General features: G+C 60.9%; 21 protein-coding genes. 16 read left to right on the forward strand and 5 right to left on the reverse strand.

The annotated features are described in order from the left end of the window. Nucleotides 1-95: 95 nt before the first annotated feature. The 6 genes from glnH (at nucleotide 96) to L0U84_RS20715 (ending at nucleotide 4,810) form a co-directional block, all read left to right on the forward strand. Complete coding sequence (glnH, locus tag L0U84_RS20690; protein WP_233852303.1) at nucleotides 96-842, forward strand: glutamine ABC transporter substrate-binding protein GlnH; 747 nt, start codon at nucleotides 96-98, stop codon at nucleotides 840-842. A 27-nt stretch (nucleotides 843-869) separates the two neighbouring features. Next, nucleotides 870-1,526, forward strand: a complete 657-nt coding sequence (gene glnP, locus L0U84_RS20695; protein WP_129956236.1) for a glutamine ABC transporter permease GlnP — start codon at nucleotides 870-872, stop codon at nucleotides 1,524-1,526. After that, the gene (glnQ, locus tag L0U84_RS20700) at nucleotides 1,523-2,260 is read left to right on the forward strand and encodes a glutamine ABC transporter ATP-binding protein GlnQ (protein WP_326491189.1); all 738 of its coding nucleotides are present in this window, start codon (nucleotides 1,523-1,525) and stop codon (nucleotides 2,258-2,260) included. Before glnP ends, glnQ begins: the two co-directional genes overlap by 4 nt. Nucleotides 2,261-2,270: 10 nt before the next feature. Beyond that, nucleotides 2,271-3,338, forward strand: a complete 1,068-nt coding sequence (locus L0U84_RS20705; protein WP_233852305.1) for a C45 family autoproteolytic acyltransferase/hydolase — start codon at nucleotides 2,271-2,273, stop codon at nucleotides 3,336-3,338. Beyond that, complete coding sequence (locus L0U84_RS20710) at nucleotides 3,292-4,290, forward strand: MurR/RpiR family transcriptional regulator (RefSeq protein ID WP_233852307.1); 999 nt, start codon at nucleotides 3,292-3,294, stop codon at nucleotides 4,288-4,290. The genes L0U84_RS20705 and L0U84_RS20710 overlap by 47 nt, the downstream gene beginning before the upstream one ends. 118 nt (nucleotides 4,291-4,408) lie before the next feature. Beyond that, nucleotides 4,409-4,810, forward strand: coding sequence for a hypothetical protein (locus L0U84_RS20715; RefSeq protein WP_233852308.1), 402 nt, complete (start codon nucleotides 4,409-4,411; stop codon nucleotides 4,808-4,810). Between the two features lie 52 nt (nucleotides 4,811-4,862). On the opposite strand, the gene L0U84_RS20720 is transcribed toward L0U84_RS20715, so the two are convergent. Then, entirely contained in the window at nucleotides 4,863-6,845 is a 1,983-nt protein-coding gene (locus L0U84_RS20720) for an acid phosphatase (RefSeq protein ID WP_233852309.1), read from the reverse strand. Between L0U84_RS20720 and L0U84_RS20725 the strand changes: the two genes are divergently transcribed. After that, complete coding sequence (locus tag L0U84_RS20725) at nucleotides 6,837-7,190, forward strand: hypothetical protein (protein WP_233852310.1); 354 nt, start codon at nucleotides 6,837-6,839, stop codon at nucleotides 7,188-7,190. The two genes, L0U84_RS20720 and L0U84_RS20725, sit on opposite strands and share 9 nt — an antisense overlap. Before the next feature lie 410 nt (nucleotides 7,191-7,600). Here the strand turns inward: L0U84_RS20725 and L0U84_RS20730 are convergent, their stop codons facing one another. Next, complete coding sequence (locus L0U84_RS20730; protein ID WP_233852311.1) at nucleotides 7,601-7,882, reverse strand: DUF4148 domain-containing protein; 282 nt, start codon at nucleotides 7,880-7,882, stop codon at nucleotides 7,601-7,603. A gap of 73 nt (nucleotides 7,883-7,955) precedes the next feature. Between L0U84_RS20730 and L0U84_RS20735 the strand changes: the two genes are divergently transcribed. The 6 genes from L0U84_RS20735 (at nucleotide 7,956) to L0U84_RS20760 (ending at nucleotide 12,780) form a co-directional block, all read left to right on the forward strand. After that, complete coding sequence (locus L0U84_RS20735; RefSeq protein WP_233852312.1) at nucleotides 7,956-8,198, forward strand: hypothetical protein; 243 nt, start codon at nucleotides 7,956-7,958, stop codon at nucleotides 8,196-8,198. A 20-nt stretch (nucleotides 8,199-8,218) separates the two neighbouring features. After that, a complete protein-coding gene (locus L0U84_RS20740; protein ID WP_233852313.1) occupies nucleotides 8,219-8,989 on the forward strand; it encodes a COG4705 family protein in 771 nt (256 codons plus the stop codon). A gap of 63 nt (nucleotides 8,990-9,052) precedes the next feature. After that, on the forward strand, nucleotides 9,053-9,472 hold the full coding sequence (locus L0U84_RS20745) for a histidine kinase (protein ID WP_233852314.1): 420 nt from the start codon (nucleotides 9,053-9,055) through the stop codon (nucleotides 9,470-9,472). 236 nt (nucleotides 9,473-9,708) lie between these two features. Continuing rightward, the gene (galU, locus tag L0U84_RS20750; protein ID WP_233852315.1) at nucleotides 9,709-10,608 is read left to right on the forward strand and encodes a UTP--glucose-1-phosphate uridylyltransferase GalU; all 900 of its coding nucleotides are present in this window, start codon (nucleotides 9,709-9,711) and stop codon (nucleotides 10,606-10,608) included. 381 nt (nucleotides 10,609-10,989) lie between these two features. Further along, nucleotides 10,990-11,646: a peroxiredoxin gene (locus tag L0U84_RS20755; protein ID WP_233852317.1), complete on the forward strand. Its 657-nt coding sequence runs from the start codon at nucleotides 10,990-10,992 to the stop codon at nucleotides 11,644-11,646. 66 nt (nucleotides 11,647-11,712) lie between these two features. Then, nucleotides 11,713-12,780: a rhodanese-like domain-containing protein gene (locus tag L0U84_RS20760; RefSeq protein ID WP_233852319.1), complete on the forward strand. Its 1,068-nt coding sequence runs from the start codon at nucleotides 11,713-11,715 to the stop codon at nucleotides 12,778-12,780. 32 nt (nucleotides 12,781-12,812) lie between these two features. Here L0U84_RS20760 and L0U84_RS20765 read toward each other — a convergent pair whose 3' ends face one another. Continuing rightward, nucleotides 12,813-13,832, reverse strand: coding sequence for a DMT family transporter (locus tag L0U84_RS20765; protein ID WP_233856656.1), 1,020 nt, complete (start codon nucleotides 13,830-13,832; stop codon nucleotides 12,813-12,815). A 448-nt stretch (nucleotides 13,833-14,280) separates the two neighbouring features. Here L0U84_RS20765 and L0U84_RS20770 point away from each other — a divergent pair, with 448 nt between their 5' ends. After that, nucleotides 14,281-14,898 carry a dihydrofolate reductase family protein gene (locus tag L0U84_RS20770; protein ID WP_233852320.1) on the forward strand — a complete coding sequence of 206 codons (618 nt, stop codon included), beginning with the start codon at nucleotides 14,281-14,283 and terminating at the stop codon, nucleotides 14,896-14,898. 64 nt (nucleotides 14,899-14,962) lie between these two features. On the opposite strand, the gene L0U84_RS20775 is transcribed toward L0U84_RS20770, so the two are convergent. Further along, a complete protein-coding gene (locus L0U84_RS20775) occupies nucleotides 14,963-15,907 on the reverse strand; it encodes a LysR family transcriptional regulator (RefSeq protein WP_233852322.1) in 945 nt (314 codons plus the stop codon). 172 nt (nucleotides 15,908-16,079) lie between these two features. Between L0U84_RS20775 and L0U84_RS20780 the strand changes: the two genes are divergently transcribed. After that, nucleotides 16,080-17,297: an FAD-dependent monooxygenase gene (locus tag L0U84_RS20780; protein WP_233852323.1), complete on the forward strand. Its 1,218-nt coding sequence runs from the start codon at nucleotides 16,080-16,082 to the stop codon at nucleotides 17,295-17,297. A 140-nt stretch (nucleotides 17,298-17,437) separates the two neighbouring features. Here L0U84_RS20780 and L0U84_RS20785 read toward each other — a convergent pair whose 3' ends face one another. Beyond that, a complete protein-coding gene (locus tag L0U84_RS20785; RefSeq protein ID WP_233852325.1) occupies nucleotides 17,438-17,962 on the reverse strand; it encodes an AAA family ATPase in 525 nt (174 codons plus the stop codon). 264 nt (nucleotides 17,963-18,226) lie between these two features. On the opposite strand from L0U84_RS20785, the gene L0U84_RS20790 reads away from it, so the two are divergent. Further along, nucleotides 18,227-19,387 (forward strand): acyltransferase family protein, encoded by a 1,161-nt coding sequence (locus tag L0U84_RS20790; RefSeq protein WP_233852327.1) that lies wholly within the window; start codon nucleotides 18,227-18,229, stop codon nucleotides 19,385-19,387. The last annotated feature ends 102 nt before the right edge of the window (nucleotides 19,388-19,489 follow it).

Genomic DNA, 19,489 nt, shown 5'->3' on the forward strand with positions numbered 1-19,489 from the left:
TGCGTACGAACCTATTGCGCAAATAAATTTGCGAGAAGATACTCATCGCAAGTCGGTTTGCTGTCGTTCTTCAACCCCACTTCGAAGAGGTCGTCATGAAACTCGTAGCAAAGCTCGCTGCGGCTGCACTCGTCGCCGTTTCTGTCCTCGGTCATGCCGCGCGGGCCGACACTTTGCTGGTCGCCTGCGACACGGCGTTCGTCCCGTTCGAATTCAAGCAGGGCGACAAATACGTCGGCTTCGACATCGACCTGTGGGAAGCCATCGCGAAGGACCTGAAGCTCGACTACAAGCTTCAGCCGATGGATTTCAGCGGCATTCTGCCGGCGCTGCAAACACATAACGTCGACGTCGCGCTCGCGGGCATCACGATCAAGGACGAGCGCAAGAAAGTGATTGATTTCTCCGACGGCTACTACGACAGCGGCTTCACGCTGATGGTGCCGACCACCAGCACGATCAAGGGCCCGGACGACCTGAAAGGCAAGTCGCTTGCGATCAAGACGGGGACCTCGGCGGCGGATTATGCGAAAGCACACTTCGCGGGCACCGATCTGCGCCAGTTCCCGAACATCGACAACGCGTATCTGGAGTTGCAGACAGGACGCGTCGATGCAGCGATGCACGACACGCCGAACGTTCTCTACTTCATCAACACGGCGGGCAAGGGCCGCGTGAAGGCGGTCGGTCCGCAGATGATGGCGCAGCAATACGGCATCGGCTTCCCGAAGGGCAGCCCGCTCGTGCCGAAGGTCAATGCGGCGCTCGCGAAGATCAAGGCTGACGGTCGCTATGCGGCGATCTACAAGAAGTGGTTCGGCGTCGAGCCGGCGAAGTCCTGATAACACAACGGCTGCGGGAGGCAAGTCATGCAGTTCGATCTGTCAGTCATCGTCGATGCGTTGCCGGCACTCCTGCAGGGTGCGAAGCTGACGGTGCTCATCACCATCGCGGGTCTTGTGGGAGGCCTGGCGGTCGGCTTTCTGTTCGGCTTGATGCGCGCGTACGGGAACGCGTTTCTGCAGAAGATCGCTTTCGCGTACGTCGAGTTCGTGCGCGGCACGCCGATCGTCGTGCAGGTGATGTTCATCTACTTCGCGCTGCCCGTGCTGCTGAACGTGCGCGTTGATGCGTTGACGGCCGCCATCGTATCGATCATCGTCAATTCGGGCGCGTATATCGCCGAGATCGTGCGCGGCTCGTTTCTGTCGGTGCCGCGCGGGTTGAAGGAAGCGGGACTCGCGCTGGGCATGCCGATGTGGCGCGTGCTCGGATTCGTAGTCGGGCCCGTTGCGATTCGCCGCATGACGCCTGCGCTTGGCAACCAGTTCATCGTGAGCCTGAAAGATACGTCGCTCTTCATCGTGATCGGCGTCGGCGAACTCACGCGTCAGGGTCAGGAAATCATGGCGGCGAATTTTCGGGCGGTTGAAATCTGGACGGCCGTGGCCGCGATCTATCTGTGCATGATCGGTGTGCTGACATTCTGTCTGCGCACGATGGAAAAGAGGATGCGGATACTATGAGCGCGCTCGATATGGTGCAGTTCAAGCAGGTCACGAAGCGCTTCGGGCAGACCACCGTGCTGGATGGCGTCGATCTGAACATTCGCGCGGGCGAAGTCGTGGTGCTGATCGGTCCGTCGGGTTCGGGCAAGTCGACGCTGCTGCGTTGCATCAACGCGCTGGAGCATATTGACGGTGGCGATCTGATCGTCGATGGCATCAGCGTGCATGGCGGCTCGAAGAAAGTGCGCGAGATTCGGCGCGAAGCGGGCATGGTGTTCCAGCAGTTCAACCTGTTCCCGCAACTGACGGCGCTCGAGAACGTCGCGTTCGGTCCGCGTCAGGTGCGCGGCATGAGCAAGGCCGAAGCGGAAACGCTCGCGCACGAACTGCTCGCGAAGGTGGGCCTGGCGGCTCGCGTCGGGCATTATGCAAGCGAGTTGTCGGGCGGCCAGCAGCAACGCGTCGCGATTGCGCGTGCGCTGGCCGTCAAGCCGAAGCTGATGCTGTTCGACGAGCCGACTTCCGCACTCGATCCCGAACTGCGGCAGGAAGTGCTGCGTGTGATGCAGTCGCTGGCGGAAGAGGGGATGACGATGGTCGTCGTGACGCACGAAATGACGTTCGCGCGCAAGGTTGGCACGCGGCTGATCTTCATGGAGCACGGCCATATCACCGTCGACGGTCCGCCCGCGCAGTTGCTCGACAATCCGCCGAATCAGCGCCTGCGTGATTTCCTTCAACACGTCGAATGATCTCGTACCGATGCCAGCAATTGGATTCATCGAAATTTCCGGTTCGCCGTTCGAGGCGGGCGAAGCGTTAGGGCGCTTCGGCGCGTTGGCCGTGCATCGTCACCTGGTGCAGTCGGCCGCCTGGCGCGACGTGATGCAATGGCGTGGCACGCCGCTCGCCGCCGCGCTTTCCGCACATACGCAGCAGCGCTTTCCCCGCATCTGGGCGGAATTGCAGGGGCTTGCCGATGGCCTTGGACTGCCCTTCGACGATGTGTTCCTGTGGAACTGTCGCGGCGACGTGTGGGCTGCGTCGCCCGACGGATGCACGACGGTGCAATTGCCATCGGCTGATCGCAGGCGCATCTGTCACAACGAAGACGGGGACCCCGGCTTCGCGGGGCACTGCGCGATCGCCGCGTGTCGTATCGACGGCAGTCCGGGCTTTGCGGCGTTCGTGTATCCGGGCTCGCTGCCGGGCCATACGTTCGCCGTGACGGACGCGGGTCTTGCCGTCACCGTCAACAATCTGCGGGTGCGCCAGATCGAGGCGGGCGTGCCGCGCATGGTGCTCACGCGCGCGTTGCTGGATGCGCGCGATCTCGATGCGGCCGTTGCCGTGGTGCGCGACAATCCCCGCGCGGGCGGTTTCCATCTGACGCTTGCGCATCAGGCGAGCGCGCCGTTGCTGAGCGTCGAGTACAGCGCGCGCGGTTGTTCCGTGCAAGAGATCACGCAGGCGTCGTTGCATGCGAATCACGCGATTCATCCACGCATGCGCGGCTTTGCTCAGGTGGTGACGGATTCATCGCGTCGTCGGCAGGCGCGCGGCGATGAGATGTTGCGCGACGCAAGCGAAGCGCGGCATGCGCCTGAGCCGCTCGCGATCCTCGCCGACACGCGCGACGCATCCCTGCCGATCTACCGCGCCGACCCCGCCGATCCCGACAACGAAAACACGCTCGCAACCGCTGATATCGTGATCAGGGCGTCTCACATAGAATGGGACGTTTATGAACAACCAGAGACGCCGCCGCGATATCGTTTGATCAATGGACACAAACCCACGCACGAAGCGCCGCAAGTCGGCGAACAATGACGAGGCGAGCGGGGCTGAAGCCGTCGCTAGCGCGCCGCGCAGCGTCGATGCGCTGCGCGAACTGGTGGTGCGCATCGGCCGCGACGAGGCGGGCCTGTCGCTCGGCGGCAAGGCGCACGCCGTGCTGGCGTGGCTGCTCGAACGGCCGGAGGAAGTGGCCGTGCGGACCATCACCGATCTGGCAACGGCACTCGACGTAAATGCGTCGACGCTAACGCGGCTCAGCACGAAGCTGGGCTATACAGGGTTCGCGGATTTTCAAAGCGTGTTTCGCGATTCGCTGGCGGAGCGTCACAGGCATTTCTATACGAATCAGGCCGAGCGGCTCGTTGCAGGGAAAAAGCAGCGTGCGCACACGCCTGTCGATGGCGGAATGTCGCCCGAAGTTGAGGTCGTTGTGCAACTTGCGCACGAATCGATCGTCAACGTGGAGACGTTTCTCGCACGGCTATCGGCTGACGATCTGCGCAGCGCGGCCGCATTACTGGCTGGGGCACCGCGCGTGCGCGTGCATGGCTTGCGGCAGTTCAGCGCGCTCGCAAGCTTTCTTTGCTATGGGCTCGGGATGATCCGCACCGACGTTGCGTTGCTCGATGCACAAGGGCTCGGCGTGGCTGAAGGACTCGCGCAGCTGCAACCGGGCGATGTGGTGGTCGTCACGAGCGTCGCGCCTTATACGCGCAGCGTCGCTGAAGCTGCCAAGGCCGCCGCCGAGGCGGGTATGACGGTCATCGCGATCACGGATACGCTCGCGTCTCCACTTGTGCCGCCCGCGCGCCACGCGTTCCTGATTCCGCATGACAGCAGTTTCTTCAGCAATAGCATGGGCGCGTATCTGATTTTTTGCGAAGGCCTGCTCAATCTGGTCGCGACGCATCTGGGGAAGCGGTCTTTGCAGGCGCTATCGCGGCGCGAACGATTGATTACCGCATTGGGGATCGAGACGGACTGATCTCCGGCCGCTCGTCTATTCGCGCCTGGTTCGATGTTGCCATCACACGCCACTCTACCTCTCGCTCGCGATGTACCATTGCTGCGTGAATCTCGCGCCGGATACCGTGGAGTACATCATGGGAAGCGAATGGAGACGCCGCTTCAAACTGTTTATCCAGCGTTTCTGGCAGCCAACCAGCGCGTGCATGACCTGTATGCCGGGAAGCTGGGGCAACATCATGAGTCTGACTCACTGGGGGATCGCATTCAAAACCGGGCTGCTTACCGGCGTGCTCGCGTTGCTGCTCACGTTCACGCCGGCGGCGAAGTGGTACGGGAATCGCTATAGCAACGCGCTACTCGTCGGCTCCCTGACCGCTATCGGCGATGCCTACTCGCACATCAGCAGCTATCGGTTTCATGTTGTCGAACACGTTGTGACGGGGGTCATGTCAGGCCTGTTTGCGCTCGCTGCGTCATACCTGCTCGAGGACCGCGCGCGACGGGTGCGCGCGGTCTGGTCGCGTTTGTTCGGATAATCGAACCTGCCTGCATTCCCGGACCACGCATTGCCGGGCCAATGCGGCTGGATCACGAATCGATGTGCACCGACACGCCGCTCGACGAATAGACGGGCGTCGCCTTGTGGCCGTCGACCGTGATCGTCGTGAACTGCTTCGTCGACCCGTTGCCATCGATCAGGTCGATGGTGTCGCCGACCTTGGGCGCATAACCGTTGACGAACTTCACGTGTAGCGTGCCGCCAGCGATGGTCAGCTGATTCCCAACGTGCATTTGGCCGGCGCCTTTGCCGTCGATGTCGAGTTCGAGCGTCGTGCCGGCGAGTTGCGTGTACTTGCCGACGACGGACACGGGCGAAGACGCCGCGATGGTGACACCGCCCGCACCCACATACACGTCGCCAGTGCCGAACGCATTCGGGGAGTCGGCCTCGAGCACGCCGCCGCTTACCTGGGAGCCGCCCGACCAGGTGTTGTTGCCGCCGAGCTTCAACGTGCCGCTACCCTGCAGCGTCAACTTCCCCGAGCCGGAGATATCGTTGCGCCACAGATCCGACGCATTGAATCCGCCTTGGGACGCATCCATCGAAACAATGACGCTACCGTAGAACGCACCATATCCGTCCCCGGCGGCAAACATGTTCAGGCGGCCCCAACCTTCCGCGTCGTCCATCACCGGATAGCCGGAAGGAAGCTCGGTCGTTTTGAGCACCACGCGGCGCTGGGCAGCGCTCAGATACGGAAAGCGCGTTTCCAGTAACACCTCCGCACCCTTCGGCACGACGGGAGGCGCAGTGGTGGATTCGATCGGCGCAAAGCCGAACGTCATGCGGCGAGTGAAGTCCGCTTTGTTCGTCGCATAGTCGGCGAAGCGGTCAGTCGCTGCCGTGCCGGAGTGGGCGAAAGCAGCGAAGCTCGTCGAATCGGTGTTCGTCGACTGCATCAGGGCTGCGTGCGCCTGGCTAAATGCGGCGCCCTTCAACGTGGCGTTGCCTGGATCGGAAAGATTGGCAGCAGTCGCCGCAAGTGCAAACATTCGGCCAGAAATGACGTCGAGCGGCGAATGCATACCGGCGAAGATGCGGTTTTCGCCAAGTTCGAGGCCCCGGCTCGCCATTTCCTGGAACCGCTCCGGCAGCACGTAGGCCATCGTCATCGCGTCGCGCATGGCTTCGGCCTCGTGACCGCTGATATAGCCGCCATCAGTTGCAGGCGTGGTGCTCTCGGCAGGTACCAGAGTCGGATCCACCACGACGCTCGTGCTCCAGCGGTATGGCCGCGCGTATTTGTAGAAACGCTTGGCCGGTTCAGTGGATGCGTTGTTGCCCATGTTGTTGAGCAGGTCGACGACCTGGCCGAAATTGGCGTTGCCGCCACTGCTGCCGACGCCAATGTTGTTGCCGCTGTCGTTGTACAGAACCGTCGTCGCATCCGCCGGAATCGACGTGATGGTCGTGGTCTGCTGCGCCGCCGCGCGCCACGCATTGGTGAGCGGCCCCATGCCATCGGTCACGCTATAGCCTTTGCCGCGCCGGTCGTCGTAGTAGGCCGCATCAGCCTGCGCCTGAGTCCGGTTGGTCGTTTCGTTGACTACGAACTGAATGTTCGCGGCATGCACCGCGCTATTCACGACAGCCCCACCCGGCGTGCCGTCATTCGGTAGCCCTGTCCACGTCGACTGCACGACAGCCGGAAAGGAGCCATTGGCGGGGGCGGAGACGCCCGCATCGACAATCTCGGTCAACGGTTGCCAGATGTCGAGGAATCGCGAGACGACACGCACGCCCGCATTCGTGGCGAGCGTTGCATATCGCGCATCGCCGCGCTGGTTGGTCGCAATCGTGTCGACGAACGCGGGCACGTCGGGAATCGCGGCGTTGTCGACAAAGCCGGGTTCGGCAGGAGGCGCTGGAATCGAGGCTGTCGCCGTTGTCGTCGAAGTATTCGACGCAGTCGGCGTAGGGGAATCATTGCTACCACCGCACGCGGCGAGCGCCGCTACGCTTGCGAGCACCGTGAGGCGCAGAGGGAGAGGGAGGCGGAAATGTGGCATCACGAGACATTGTTGTGGTTGTCGGTGGCGTCGGATTGTGCGGGTGAATTGTTACGTGATTATTGCGACGTATTGCGGCGTATCGCGGCGTATTGCGTACTCCTTGATAGTGGAGAGCATGGCGAGATGGGCAAGCAACGCGCGAAGGCATCGCCGACGCATTTCATGCAGTCGGTGCGGATGCTGGCGTCGGCCTTGGTAGGAGAGCGTGCGGGCCTTCCGCACGCGGGCGGGATGATGATGGTACGTTCGCGAGGCTTTGCAACTCGGACAGGCTGCCTCGGTGCTACTGGATTCAGTGCCCGTGGTGGGCACTCGGGGGAGGCGGTGATGGAAGGTGAATGACTCTCCACGGCTCCTCTATCACCGGGCCCTCCAGGATCGGATGAGACGGTCGGCTCGCAGAAGGTACCACGCAGCTATCCCGATCAACACAGAGTACATGCCACACAGACGCGCGAACGACCAGAACTCGTCAGAATGTTTCATTACGGCTCACCCACAATTACAAAGCATGCTAAAGGCTTTTAATCCACCAGAGGTTTATTCAATGTTGCTTTGGGCGCGAGCCTAAAACCAACCCTTTACCGTCGCAACGCGCCAGACCACAAACATTACGAGGCCTATCGACGCAGCGGTCAATAAAACGAGATCAATCGAGCGCACTAGCTTTTTCATATCAGCGTTGAATCGGAGTTCGACTTCCGCTGCGTCCAAAGCGCGCTTGCGCGGATTGTCGAAGGCTCACTAGCACATCAGTGATGCGAGAAAAGTGCCTTATCCACCGGAGTTTCGGTGGACCCGCGGTGCCCCGATTGCGAATTCACCAGTGGGCCCGAACCGTAGTCGTTACTCGCAGGTACCTGCGCGGACTTGATCGCGTCCGGATAGTGCACCTTCGACTGATGCAGCGTGCCGTTCTGTTCGGCTTGTGTGACCAACGACTCCACCGCGGAACGGGTGACTGGCTGCGCCCATGAGACCGCTGGAATAGCGATCGCGGTCGCAAGGATGGCATGAGCGATAAGTACTTTCATGTGCTGACTCCGTCGTGAATAGGCAAGCGTCGACTGTTGGATCGGCCGACGCTGAGTGCACCGCAGGCGAGAATTGACGTTCGCCTGGTATTCGATGCATGAATATCAAGTTACGCCTGCAACCTTAAAAACCGCTTATCCCACCTCGATATTTCGTCTTTCTTTTTCTTTCTATCATCTTCATCGCGAGGGATTTAGTGTTAAGCGGCAGTTAAGCATTGCTCGACCAGACTTCCCGGCATGGCGATCGAGCCCGCTGCCCGATGTCATCCGCATGGCACGTGGTGGGGGAGCCCTGATGGCCGCCATTTTCTGACCGGTAACTGGAGACTGTGAATGCCGAAACTTCCTGTCGGGCCGATGAGCCCCATGCTCAATAAGGTTCCGACGGTCACCATCACATTCTGGATCATCAAGATCATGTCGACGACGGTCGGTGAGACCGGCGCGGATTATCTCGCGGTCCACGCGGGGCTGGGCGTCGTATTGACGGACGTCATCATGGCGAGTTTGCTGGCCGTGGCACTCATTACGCAACTCAAAACCCGGCAATACGTTCCGTGGATCTACTGGACGACAGTGGTGCTACTCAGTGTCGTCGGAACGCAATTGACCGACGCACTGACCGACGGTCTTGGCGTAAGTCTTTATCTGAGTTCCGCATTCTTTGCGGTGTGCCTCGCTTCGGTGTTTTATGTCTGGTATCGGACCGAGCGAACGCTGTCGATTCAGTCGATCACGACGACACGTCGCGAGCTGTTCTACTGGAGCGCCGTTCTCGTGACCTTTGCGCTCGGTACGGCCGCGGGCGACCTTGCGACAGAAGCGCTCGGGCTCGGTTTCAGCCTTGGCGCTGTGATCTTTAGCATCCTCCTCCTCGCGATGGCCTGCGCAACACAATTCGGCGCAAATCGAGTAACGACGTTCTGGCTCGCCTACATCCTGACGCGGCCGTTCGGTGCGTCGCTTGGTGATCTGCTGTCTCAGTCACGTACATACGGTGGTCTCGGAATGGGGAGCGTATCAACGAGCGTCTGCTTTTTGTTGGTGATCGTCGCGCTCGTTGGCTTTGTCAGCCTCCCGGGAATCCGGTCAGGCCGAACCTGATTTTGGTGCTTCTCAACGAGGTCGGATCCCATTGGGCCGCCTTTTCTCACAGGAGATTCGCAAATGAGATTGTCCAGGTTGTCTGCTGCCTCAGCGGCCGCGCTCTTTTCTGTTGTTGCACTCACTGGTTTGGGCTTTGGACATGGCGACAGTCCGTTCCAGGTCATCGCGGCGGCACACGCTGCGACGACATCGAAGCTAGGCGACCTGTCGCCTTTCAGGGCGATCGTGGTCGACACCGCGAAGTTGGTCGATAAAGGTGATCTAGTCGGCGCGAAGAACCGTATCAAGGATCTGGAAACCTCGTGGGATGAAGCTGAGCCTTCGCTGAAGCCGCGGTCGGCGGCGGATTGGCACGCAATCGACAAAGCCATCGACAATGCCCTCGACGCGTTGCGGGCAAAGACACCCAATCAGGCTAGCTGCAGGCAGGCGCTAGCGCAGGTTCTAACGACGATGGATAGCGTCGGCGCAAGAACCTGAGCAGCTGGATCAAGAGACGTGCGCCCTTATCCGCACCCCGCCGGCAAACCGTGCCATCATGGTGAGCATTCAGCAGACGTTTTCGCGCGGACCGAGGCTGCCTTTGTTGCAAGTGCTTCAGTACCGCACGCTCCGACGCGCAGCATCGACCGGCCGAAGCGGACGCCCAATCGGCGGCTTCCGGCCACTCTGTACCGCCGTGCTGCTTCGTCTACCAGCCGGACGAGGAGGTCATCATGCTCGCAGTTCACAAGGCGGTGTTTCCGGTCGCGGGAATCGACACGCGCTTTCTGCCGGCCACGAAGGCGAGTCCGAAGGAGATGCTGCCGGTCATCGACAAGCCGCTGATTCAATATGCGGTCGAAGAAGCGGTTGCCGCGGGCATTACCGAGCTGATTTTCATCACGGGCCGCGGCAAACGCGTGATCGAAGATCATTTCGACAAATCCTACGAAGTCGAACACGTGCTGCGGGCGCGCGGCCTGCAGAGCCTCGTCGAGTTGGTGCAAAGCATCAAGCCGTCCAACGTCAACTGCATCTATGTTCGGCAAGCCGAGCCGCTCGGTCTCGGTCACGCGGTGTTGTGCGCGCAAAAGCTGATCGGCGACGACCCGTTCGCGGTCGTTCTCGCCGACGATCTGCTCGAGGGAGAGCCGCCTGTTCTCGAGCAGATGGTGCATATCTTCAGCCATTACGATTCGTCGGTGATCGGAGTCGAGGAATTCGAAGCGGACGGCGCCTGCTCGCATGGCGTGATCGGCGGACGACACTGGGACGAGCGCGTGATCAACGTGTCGAGCATCGTCGAAAAGCCTGCGCCGGAAAAGGCGCCTTCGTGCTACGGCGTCGCGGGGCGTTACGTGTTGATGCCGGCGGTATTCGACCATTTGCGCGCGGTGCGGCCCGGCCCTCATGGCGAGATTCAACTGACGCCCGCCATTCATTCGATGCTCGAAGAGGAGCAGGTGCTCGCCTACGAATTTATCGGCAAGCGCTACGACTGCGGGACCAAACTCGGTTATCTGCAGGCGACCGTCGACTTCGCCCTGCGGCATAAGGAAGTGCACGACGCATTCGGGGCGTGGTTGCGCAAGCGCGTAGACGGCGAGACGGGCGCGACGGGCATCACGCATTAGCGGCGCCCATTTAACGACGCAACGGTCTGATCAAATCAGCGCCCGGTAAATCTGTGCGCTGTCGCACACACGCGGGCGCGTCGAATGGTCATGATTTACCGATACACGTCATTTCACTCAAGCCGTGATCCGCAGATGGCAAGCCGGACCCGATTTCGACGGGCATCAACATGGGCGTGCACGTAACGCGCTATATTTGAAGTCTCACTGCGCGATGCGGCGATGCGCTACTTGTCGCGCGAGTATGCGCTGTGAAAGCTTCATCAATCGTTGTGAGCTTTGGTGTTTTTCAATCCCGAGATTATCCGGGCCCGTGTAGGACCGTTGCAGACAGGCCTCGCTCGGGTCTTCCGCTTAACCACGACTTCACAGGACGGCAATATGTCACTTCGTATCAATGACACCGCACCCAACTTCACCGCGCGGACCACGCAGGGCACCATCGATTTCCACGACTGGATCGGCGACCAATGGGCGATCCTGTTCTCTCACCCGAAAGACTTCACGCCGGTTTGCACGACCGAACTGGGCTACATGGCGAAGATCGAGCCGGAATTCACCAAGCGCAACGCGAAGCTGATCGGGTTGTCGGTCGATCCGGTCGAAGACCACGAAAAATGGGCCGCTGACATCGAGGAAACGCAGGGCGCCGCCGTCAAGTATCCGATGATCGGCGACACCGATCTCGCGGTCGCCAAGCTGTACAACATGCTGCCGGCCGACGCAGGCGATACCAGCGAGGGCCGCACCGCCGCGACCAATGCGACCGTGCGCTCGGTTTTCGTCATCGGTCCTGACAAGAAGATCAAGCTGACTCTGACTTACCCGATGAGCACCGGCCGTAACTTCGACGAAATCCTGCGCGTGCTCGATTCGATCCAGCTGACCGCCAAACACAGGGTCGCGACGCCGGTCAACTGGAAGCAAGGGGAAGACGTGATCATCACGTCCGCGGTCACCAATGACGAGGCGCAGCAGCTATTCCCTGGTTTCAAGACCATCAAGCCGTATCTGCGCACCACCAAGCAACCGGGCTGATAGGTGTATTAGGTGTATTGCGGCGGCCGTTCGCGGCCGCCTCGCCGATTTTTCCAAGGGATACAGATGATTTTCCGTCAGCTGTTCGATCCTGTTTCGTCGACCTATACGTACCTGCTCGGCGACAGCGGCGAGGCGGTGCTGATCGATCCCGTCTACGAGCAGGTGCCGCGCGATCAGGCGCTGTTGCGCGAGTTGGGCCTGTGGCTGCTCACGACGCTCGATACCCACGTGCACGCCGATCACGTAACCGGCGCATGGCGCATGCGTTTGCGTTGCGGCAGCGAGATCGGGCTTGCCGGGGTCGTCGAGGCGAAAGGCGTGACGCGACCGCTCGCGCATGGCGATCGGATCGACTTCGGCACGCGTCATCTGAGCGTGCGCGCAACACCCGGCCATACGAACGGCTGCCTGACCTACGTGCTCGACGATCAGAGCATGGCCTTTACCGGCGACAGCCTGCTGATTCGCGGCTGTGGCCGCACCGATTTCCAGCAAGGCAGTCCGCAGCAGTTGTTCGCGTCCGTGCGCGAGCAGATCCTGTCACTGCCGAACGCCTGCCTGCTTTATCCCGCGCACGATTATCGCGGCATCACGGTGACGAGCGTGAACGAAGAGCGGCGCTTCAATCCGCGCCTGGGCGGCGACGTCGACGTCGGCGATTTCGCCGGCTACATGAACAACCTGAATTTGCCGCATCCGAAGCAGATGGCGGTCGCGGTGCCTGCGAACATGCGTTGCGGGCAACCGGAAGGCGGGGCCGAAGTTGCGACCGAAACACCGGATTGGGCACCGTTGACGCTGCGCTTTAGCGGCGTGTGGGAAATCGAGCCGATGGCGCTGCTCGAGCATGGCGCGGCGTTTCAGATCGTCGATGTGCGCGAGGCGCCCGAGTTCATCGATCGTTTGGGTCATTTGCCGGGCGCGAAGCTGGTGCCGCTGTCGCAATTGACGGGGCGGCTCGATGAACTGGATCGCGAGCAGCCGGTGGTCGCGGTGTGCCGGTCCGGCGTGCGCTCGGCGCAGGCGAGCGTGTTGCTGACGAAGGCGGGGTTCGGCAAGGTGGCGAATCTTGCCGGTGGGATGCTGCGGTGGAGGACGGAGGGGTTGCCGGTTGCGTCGGATAGTGTTTGAAGCAGAATCGACGCTGCGGAACCCCCGCAAACTCAGGCTTGGCTTTGCCGACAGTCTCGGCCCTGACCCAAAGCGGCGACAGCTTTCGCATGACCCGCGCTCCGCTGCGCCGAGCGCGTAACCAGCCAGATCCCTGCGCAGACGAGCACCAGCGCGACGAGATTCTTCAATTCCATGATGTTCTCGTTCAGACAGATCGCCGATAGCACGGTACCGAACACGGGCACGAGGAAATTGAAAACCGTAACCTTGCCGACCTGGTTGTATTTCAGCAAAAGACTCCACAACGTGAAGGCCACCGCGGACAGCAAAGCCAGATAGCCCAGCAATGCCACCGATCCCGGCGTGAACGCGTGCAACGAACCACCAGTCGCGTACCCCGCCACAAGCAGAACGACGCCGCCGAAGCCGAGTTGATAGCCCGTCATGACCATGACGTCCATGCTCTGCGAAACGCGCTTGCCGTAAATCGATGCAGCGGAAAGCACGAATGCGGCAACGACGATGAAGCCTTCGCCGAGCAAGGAGAACGCAAATTCAAACAGGCCGTCGCCGAAATTGACGATCACTACGCCGACGAATCCCAGCAGGCATCCAAGGGCCTTGCGTGGCGAGACCTTATCGTTCTTATAGATGAAATGGGCCAGCAGCACGCTGAAGAAGGTCGTCGTCGAGTTCAGGATCGAACCGCGAACGCCGGTCGTGTAGGCGAGACCGATATAAAAGAAAACGTATTGAATGGCCGTTTGCGTGAAGCCCAATAGCATCAGCTGTCCGCTGTTGCGCCGATTCAAATCGAAAACCGGCTTCTTCGAGAAGGCGGCGAGTATCAACAACAGCAGTCCCGCGAGCACGAACCGGTAGCCTGCGAAGATCAGCTTTGAGGGAATATCGTTTTGCGTGATTCCGAGTAAAGCGTAGCCGATTTTAATTGCCGGGTATGAGCTGCCCCAAAGCAGGCAGCATACGGTCGCCAGGATGACGAGCACTTTCGGTTGGGTGAAAAACCGCGCGGAATCGCGCGATCCGGTTATTGCTGAAGGCACGGACATATTTCGAGTGATGTTGTCTTTGTGCACCGTGTGGGCCGGCCACAGCAGTGCTCTTTTATTGCGTATCGCCTTTTTTTGCTTTTCAGTGATATCGCATGAAGGCGTTGTGAAATTATACGCAAATGCAAATGTAATGTCAGGCAACGTTCACTGACGCACATCGGCCATCCAACGAAATGCCACGGGCGACCGGACGTTACGCCGGCTGCTATGTGCGCATCACTGTGTCGGGCGATCTTCCGACCATGCGCTGGCGAGTGGTGCGCACCTTCACACCTGCGGCGCAGGCACCCGTGGGTTCGATCATTCTGCGCCGATCGCGCGATACTCGCCCGCGTGGCTTCACCCGTCGATCGGTCATGATGGAAGCGGACGTCGATTGTCGATCCGCACGCGACCCGTTCGTCGTATAGATGAACCGATCAGATTCGTCGACCAGGAGCACATCATGCGCAAGCACATCGTTTCCATGTTCCTCAGCCTCGATGGCGTCACGCAATCCCCCGGCGCGCCAACGGAAGATCCCAGTGGCGATTTTCGCCTCGGCGGCTGGACCGTCCCTTACGCGGACGAGTCCAGCGGTCAAAACGTGCGCGAGTTACTCGCGCGGCCGTTCGAGTTGCTGCTAGGGCGTTGCACGTACGACATATTCGCGTCGTATTGGCCGCACGTACCGGCCGATTCACGCAGCCGCGGCTTTGCCGACAAGCTCAACCCCGTCGCCAAGCACGTGGCGACGCATCGACCCGACACGCTTGGTTGGCACAACAGTCATGCGCTGAAGGGCGACCTGGCCGAAGCGGTACGCGCGCTAAAACATCAGGACGGTGCCGATCTGTTGACGTTCGGCAGCGGCGACATGGTGCGCCAATTGCTCGCGGCAGGTCTCGTGGACGAACTCCGGCTGCTGATTTACCCCGTCATGCTTGGGCACGGCAAGCGCATGTTCGGCGACGACGCACTGGCGTCCGCCTTCACGCTCGCACACGCGGCGAGCACGCCCCGCGGCGTGCTGACCACTCGCTACACGCGCAACGGCGAGGTGCGCACCGGGACCTTTGAGTAACTCGAATCACGCGCGATGCGGACGGTGCGCGTTGAGCCGCGGACCAACGCTTTCAAACCAGGCACTATTTGTTTCTCACCTCCCGCGCTCGCCTGCCAGTCGTCACCGAATCCGCGAACAGATCGATGACCACCTCGCGCAGCCAGCGATTGCCTTCGTCCTGATGGACCCGCTCGTGCCACAACAAATGGATCGGCGCGGCGGGCAGCGTCATCGGCAGCGCGCGCAGGTTCAGCGAGAACGGCGTGGCCAACTCCAGAGCGAGGCGCTCGGGCACCGTGGCGATCAGATCGGTGCGTTGCAGGATGTAGCCCACGCTCATGAAGTGCGGCACCGTCAGTCGCACCTGACGCCGCACGCCGCGCCGCTTCAGCCATTCGTCCACCTGACCGTGGCCGGTGCCGGCCGACACCACCACCAGATGTTCGGCTTCGCGCCACGCGGAAAGCGTGAGCGGAGTGTCCTCGAGCGGGTGGCCGCGTCTGAACAGACAGACGTAGCGCTGATCGAACAGACGTCGCTGATAGAACCCCCCCTTCAACTGCGGCAACAGGCCGATCGCCAGATCGACGCGGCCGTCGGCCATCTCGTTGCTCAGATTGACGCTCGTGTTGCGTACCGTATTCATCGCGATGCCTGGCGCGACGCGCGACAATCGTTCCAGCAGTGCGGGCAAAAACACGACTTCGCCGATGTCGGTCATACCGATCGTCATGGTTCGCATCGCGCGCAGCGGATCGAAGCCCGTCACCGGATTGAGCGCGGCGTGCAGGGTGGCGAGCGCCTGCGAGACCGGTTCCGCGAGACGCAGCGCGAACGGGGTAGGCACCACGCCGCCGGGCGCCCGCACGAACAGCGGATCGCCCAGCAGGCGGCGCAGCTTCGCAAGCGCATTGCTGACGCCCGGCTGGCTCATGTTCATCTGCTCGGCGACGCTCGCCACGCGCCGCTCCTGCATCAGCCGCTGGAACAGCAGCAGCAGGTTGAGGTCGAGATCGCTCAGTTCCATGGCTTCGGCATGACCTAAGGTCATTCATTTCAGTGATGAAGGAGATTCATTTCATCTTATTGAGCAATGAAGGTCTAGTGCTGAAAATACCGACACGGTATCCGCATGCAGCGCGCCGACCGCGCGTTTCACCGCGACCCGAATCGATAAACCCGAAATCGGAGACACAATCATGACCCGGATGGATCTGAGCATCGCGATCGTCGGCGCTGGCATCGGCGGCCTGACCCTGGCGCTCGCACTACGCGAGCATGGCATCGATGCGCAACTCTACGAGCAGACCGACGAGTTGCGCGAAGTGGGCGCGGCAGTCGCACTGTCGGCCAACGCGACGCGCTTTTACGAGCGCATGGGACTACGCTCCGCGTTCGAAAACGTGTGCGCGGAAGTGCCCGGGCTGATCTATCGTGACGGCCGCAGCGGCAGTGTCATTGGACATCATCGCGGCATGCCCAGCTATCGCGAGCAGTTCGGTGGCTCGTATTGGGGCGTTCATCGCGCCGATCTGCAGGCGGTGCTGTCGAAGGCCGTCGGTCTCGAGCACATCAATCTCAGCCATCGGCTGGTCGATCTCGTGCAGCATCCCGATCGCGTGAGCCTCGCGTTCGACAACGGTCGACGCATCGACGCCGATCTCGTGATCGGCGCCGACGGTGCACGCTCGATCACGCGACGCTGGATGCTCGGCTACGACGACGCGCTGTATTCCGGCTGCTCGGGCTTTCGTGGCATCGTGCCGGCCGAGCGCATGGACCTGTTGCCCGATCCGGAGACGATCCAGTTCTGGGTCGGCCCCGGCGGCCATCTGCTGCATTATCCGATCGGCGACAAGGGCGATCAGAACTTCCTGCTGGTCGAGCGTCATCCGTCGCCGTGGCCGTCGCGCGACTGGGTCATGGAGTCTACCGAGGGCGAGCAGCTGCGCCTGTTCAAGGACTGGCATCCGGCCGTCGTGCAGATGATCACGGCCGTGCCGATCAGTCAGCGCTGGGGCCTGTTTCACCGTCCGCCGCTCGGCCGCTGGAGCAAAGGTCGCGTGACGCTGATCGGCGATGCCGCGCATGCGCTCGTGCCGCATCACGGCCAGGGCGCCAACCAGTCGATCGAGGATGCCGTGGTGCTGGCTGCGCAACTGGCCAAGGCGGGCCCTGGCAACTGGCGGGAAGCGCAGGAAGCCTACGAGCGTCTGCGCCGGGGCCGCACGCGCAAGGTGCAGTACGCGTCGATCACCACCGCGGACGTGCTGCATCTGCCGGACGGACCCGCCGCGCAGGAACGCAACGCGCGACTAGGTGCGCGCGATAGCATGCTGCATCACCTCGACTGGATTCACGACTTCGATGCGCTCGCGCAGGAGCCGAGCGAGCGGCAAGGCGGCACGTGGCTTTGAGCCTCTGTGTGAGGCTGCAATAGAGAGACGCTTGGTCGCATGCTGATGCCAGACGCCGCGATCCTTCAATGTGGAGGATCGCGGCGCGAGATGATGCTCGATGGCGAGAAGACCAATGAGTCAACCAACGAAAGTGGGCGCTAAAGCATCCGGGTGCCGGTAAGCAGATTCGACATGCGACTGGTGATGGTCTCGACGATCTGCTCAACCGAAAGGTTTGCTGTATCGATAACCAGATGCTCCGATTCCCATGCATCGTATTGACGTTCCAGCACGTTCTTCCATGTCGGCAGTTGGTGGCCGGGGATATCCGCCCGTCGCTTCTCGATCCTCAGACGGTGCGTCGTCGTATCGGAACAGGTCAACTCGATTTCGAAGATGCCCACACTCGCCTCCTGCGCGACCTTTCTCCAGCCACTACGCGTCACATGCAAGCCATTGACCGAGTCCGCGACGACGGTCGAGCCGAGGCGCAAATTATCTTTCGCCACCGCATATCCGGCCAGATAGCCGGCGGGTCCGATATCCGTTGCGTCCCCTACGCCCGCAATCAAGGCCTGTTCCAACGTATCGATGCGCAGATAAACGGCGGCGAGGTTGCGAGCGAGTATTTGCGCTACCGTTGTCTTTCCCGTTCCCGGTAGTCCTCCAAAGGCAATCAGCAATTTCGATCTCCTCCTCTGAAATGTTTGAGCCAAATGGTGTCGGCACCTGCAACGTGGTTCAGCGTTCCGGTCATTGAGCGTGAAACGCGTTACTATCTTGCCGCAGTTCTCCCAGCTTGAGTGAGGCGGATGCTGATAGGCCGACTCATTCATTCACCTGTTATATGCGGCGAGCATTTGCCATTGCTCCCGAAACATTCGTACTCCCACTTCGCTTTTTGTATGTGGGGAATTCGCCGCGACGATACCGGATCAGGACGTGCAATGAGCACTCAAAACGCTTCGCTCGACTTTACGGCCTCGTCGATCAAAACGGCGACGGCTCGAAATGCCGGTTTCGACGCGTTGCGGGCTTGCCTGACGTTGCTCGTCATATTTCATCACTGCGCCATTACGTACGGCGCTATCGGCGGGTGGTACTACCATGAGGTAGCGCCGAGCAAATCGCTCGACTCCGTGGTGTTGGTACTCTTCTGCACGGTCAATCAGGCGTTCTTCATGGGCTTGTTTTTTTTCCTCGCGGGCCACTACACGTCGGCATCCATCGATCGCAAGGGGCCGGGCCGCTTCATAGCCGACCGCATTCTGCGGCTTGGAGTGCCCTTACTCGTATATGGTTTTCTGATCGGGCCAGTGACAATCGCTTTAGCGCAGGTTGGCCGAGGCCACTCGTTTACTGGAACGCTGATGTATCTGCTGGGAAAAGGTACATTCGAAAACGGTCCCATGTGGTTTGCCCAGGCCTTATTGATGTTCAGTGTTGCTGCCGCGCTCTGGAACATTGCAGTTCCTCGTTCCGCCGAATACAAGCCAGAACGGTCGGATCGGGGACTACTCCCGTCCAACAAGACGCTGTTCGTTGCGGCATTGCTTACGGGTATGGGCGCGCTCGCATTGCGGTCGAAATGGCCCGTGGGGATCAACGTATGGGGTCTTCAACTCGGGTACTTCGCAAGCTATGTCGTGTTATACGCGGCGGGTTGCTGCACAGCCCGGTCGAACTGGATCGAACGTGTACCGGAACGGCAAGTCGGGCTATGGTGGCGCGTCACCCTCATCACGTTGCCGATATTGCCGCTCGTCTACTTTCTTGGCGGGCACCTTTCTCAATTGCGAGGACGTCCGCTCGCAATCGTCTACGCGTTGTGGGAGCCCTTTGTCGCGTGGGGAACGATATTGTTTCTCGCAAGTACTTTCCAACGACGCTTCGGCAAACTGATTGGCGTCTGGCAGCCACTGTCGCGACGTGCCTACACGATCTACATCATCCATCCGCCCGTACTGGTCGCCGTCGCGTTGGCGTGGAGAAATGTACCGGCAGCCCCGCTGCTGAAGTTCGCAATTACAGGTAGCGTCGCTTGCGCGTCGTGCTATTTGCTTGCTGGTCTTTTGCTTCGATTGCCAAAACTGGCATCGATACTGTGAAAGATGGATTGCCGTGTCGCGATCATTTTCAGGCGATGCCTGAATGGCGGTCGACGACGGCCATGCGCTGATGCACGGCGTCGGGTAACGGCAACGCGCGAC

The organism is Paraburkholderia sp. HD33-4, from assembly GCF_021390635.1.
Lineage (GTDB): Bacteria > Pseudomonadota > Gammaproteobacteria > Burkholderiales > Burkholderiaceae > Paraburkholderia.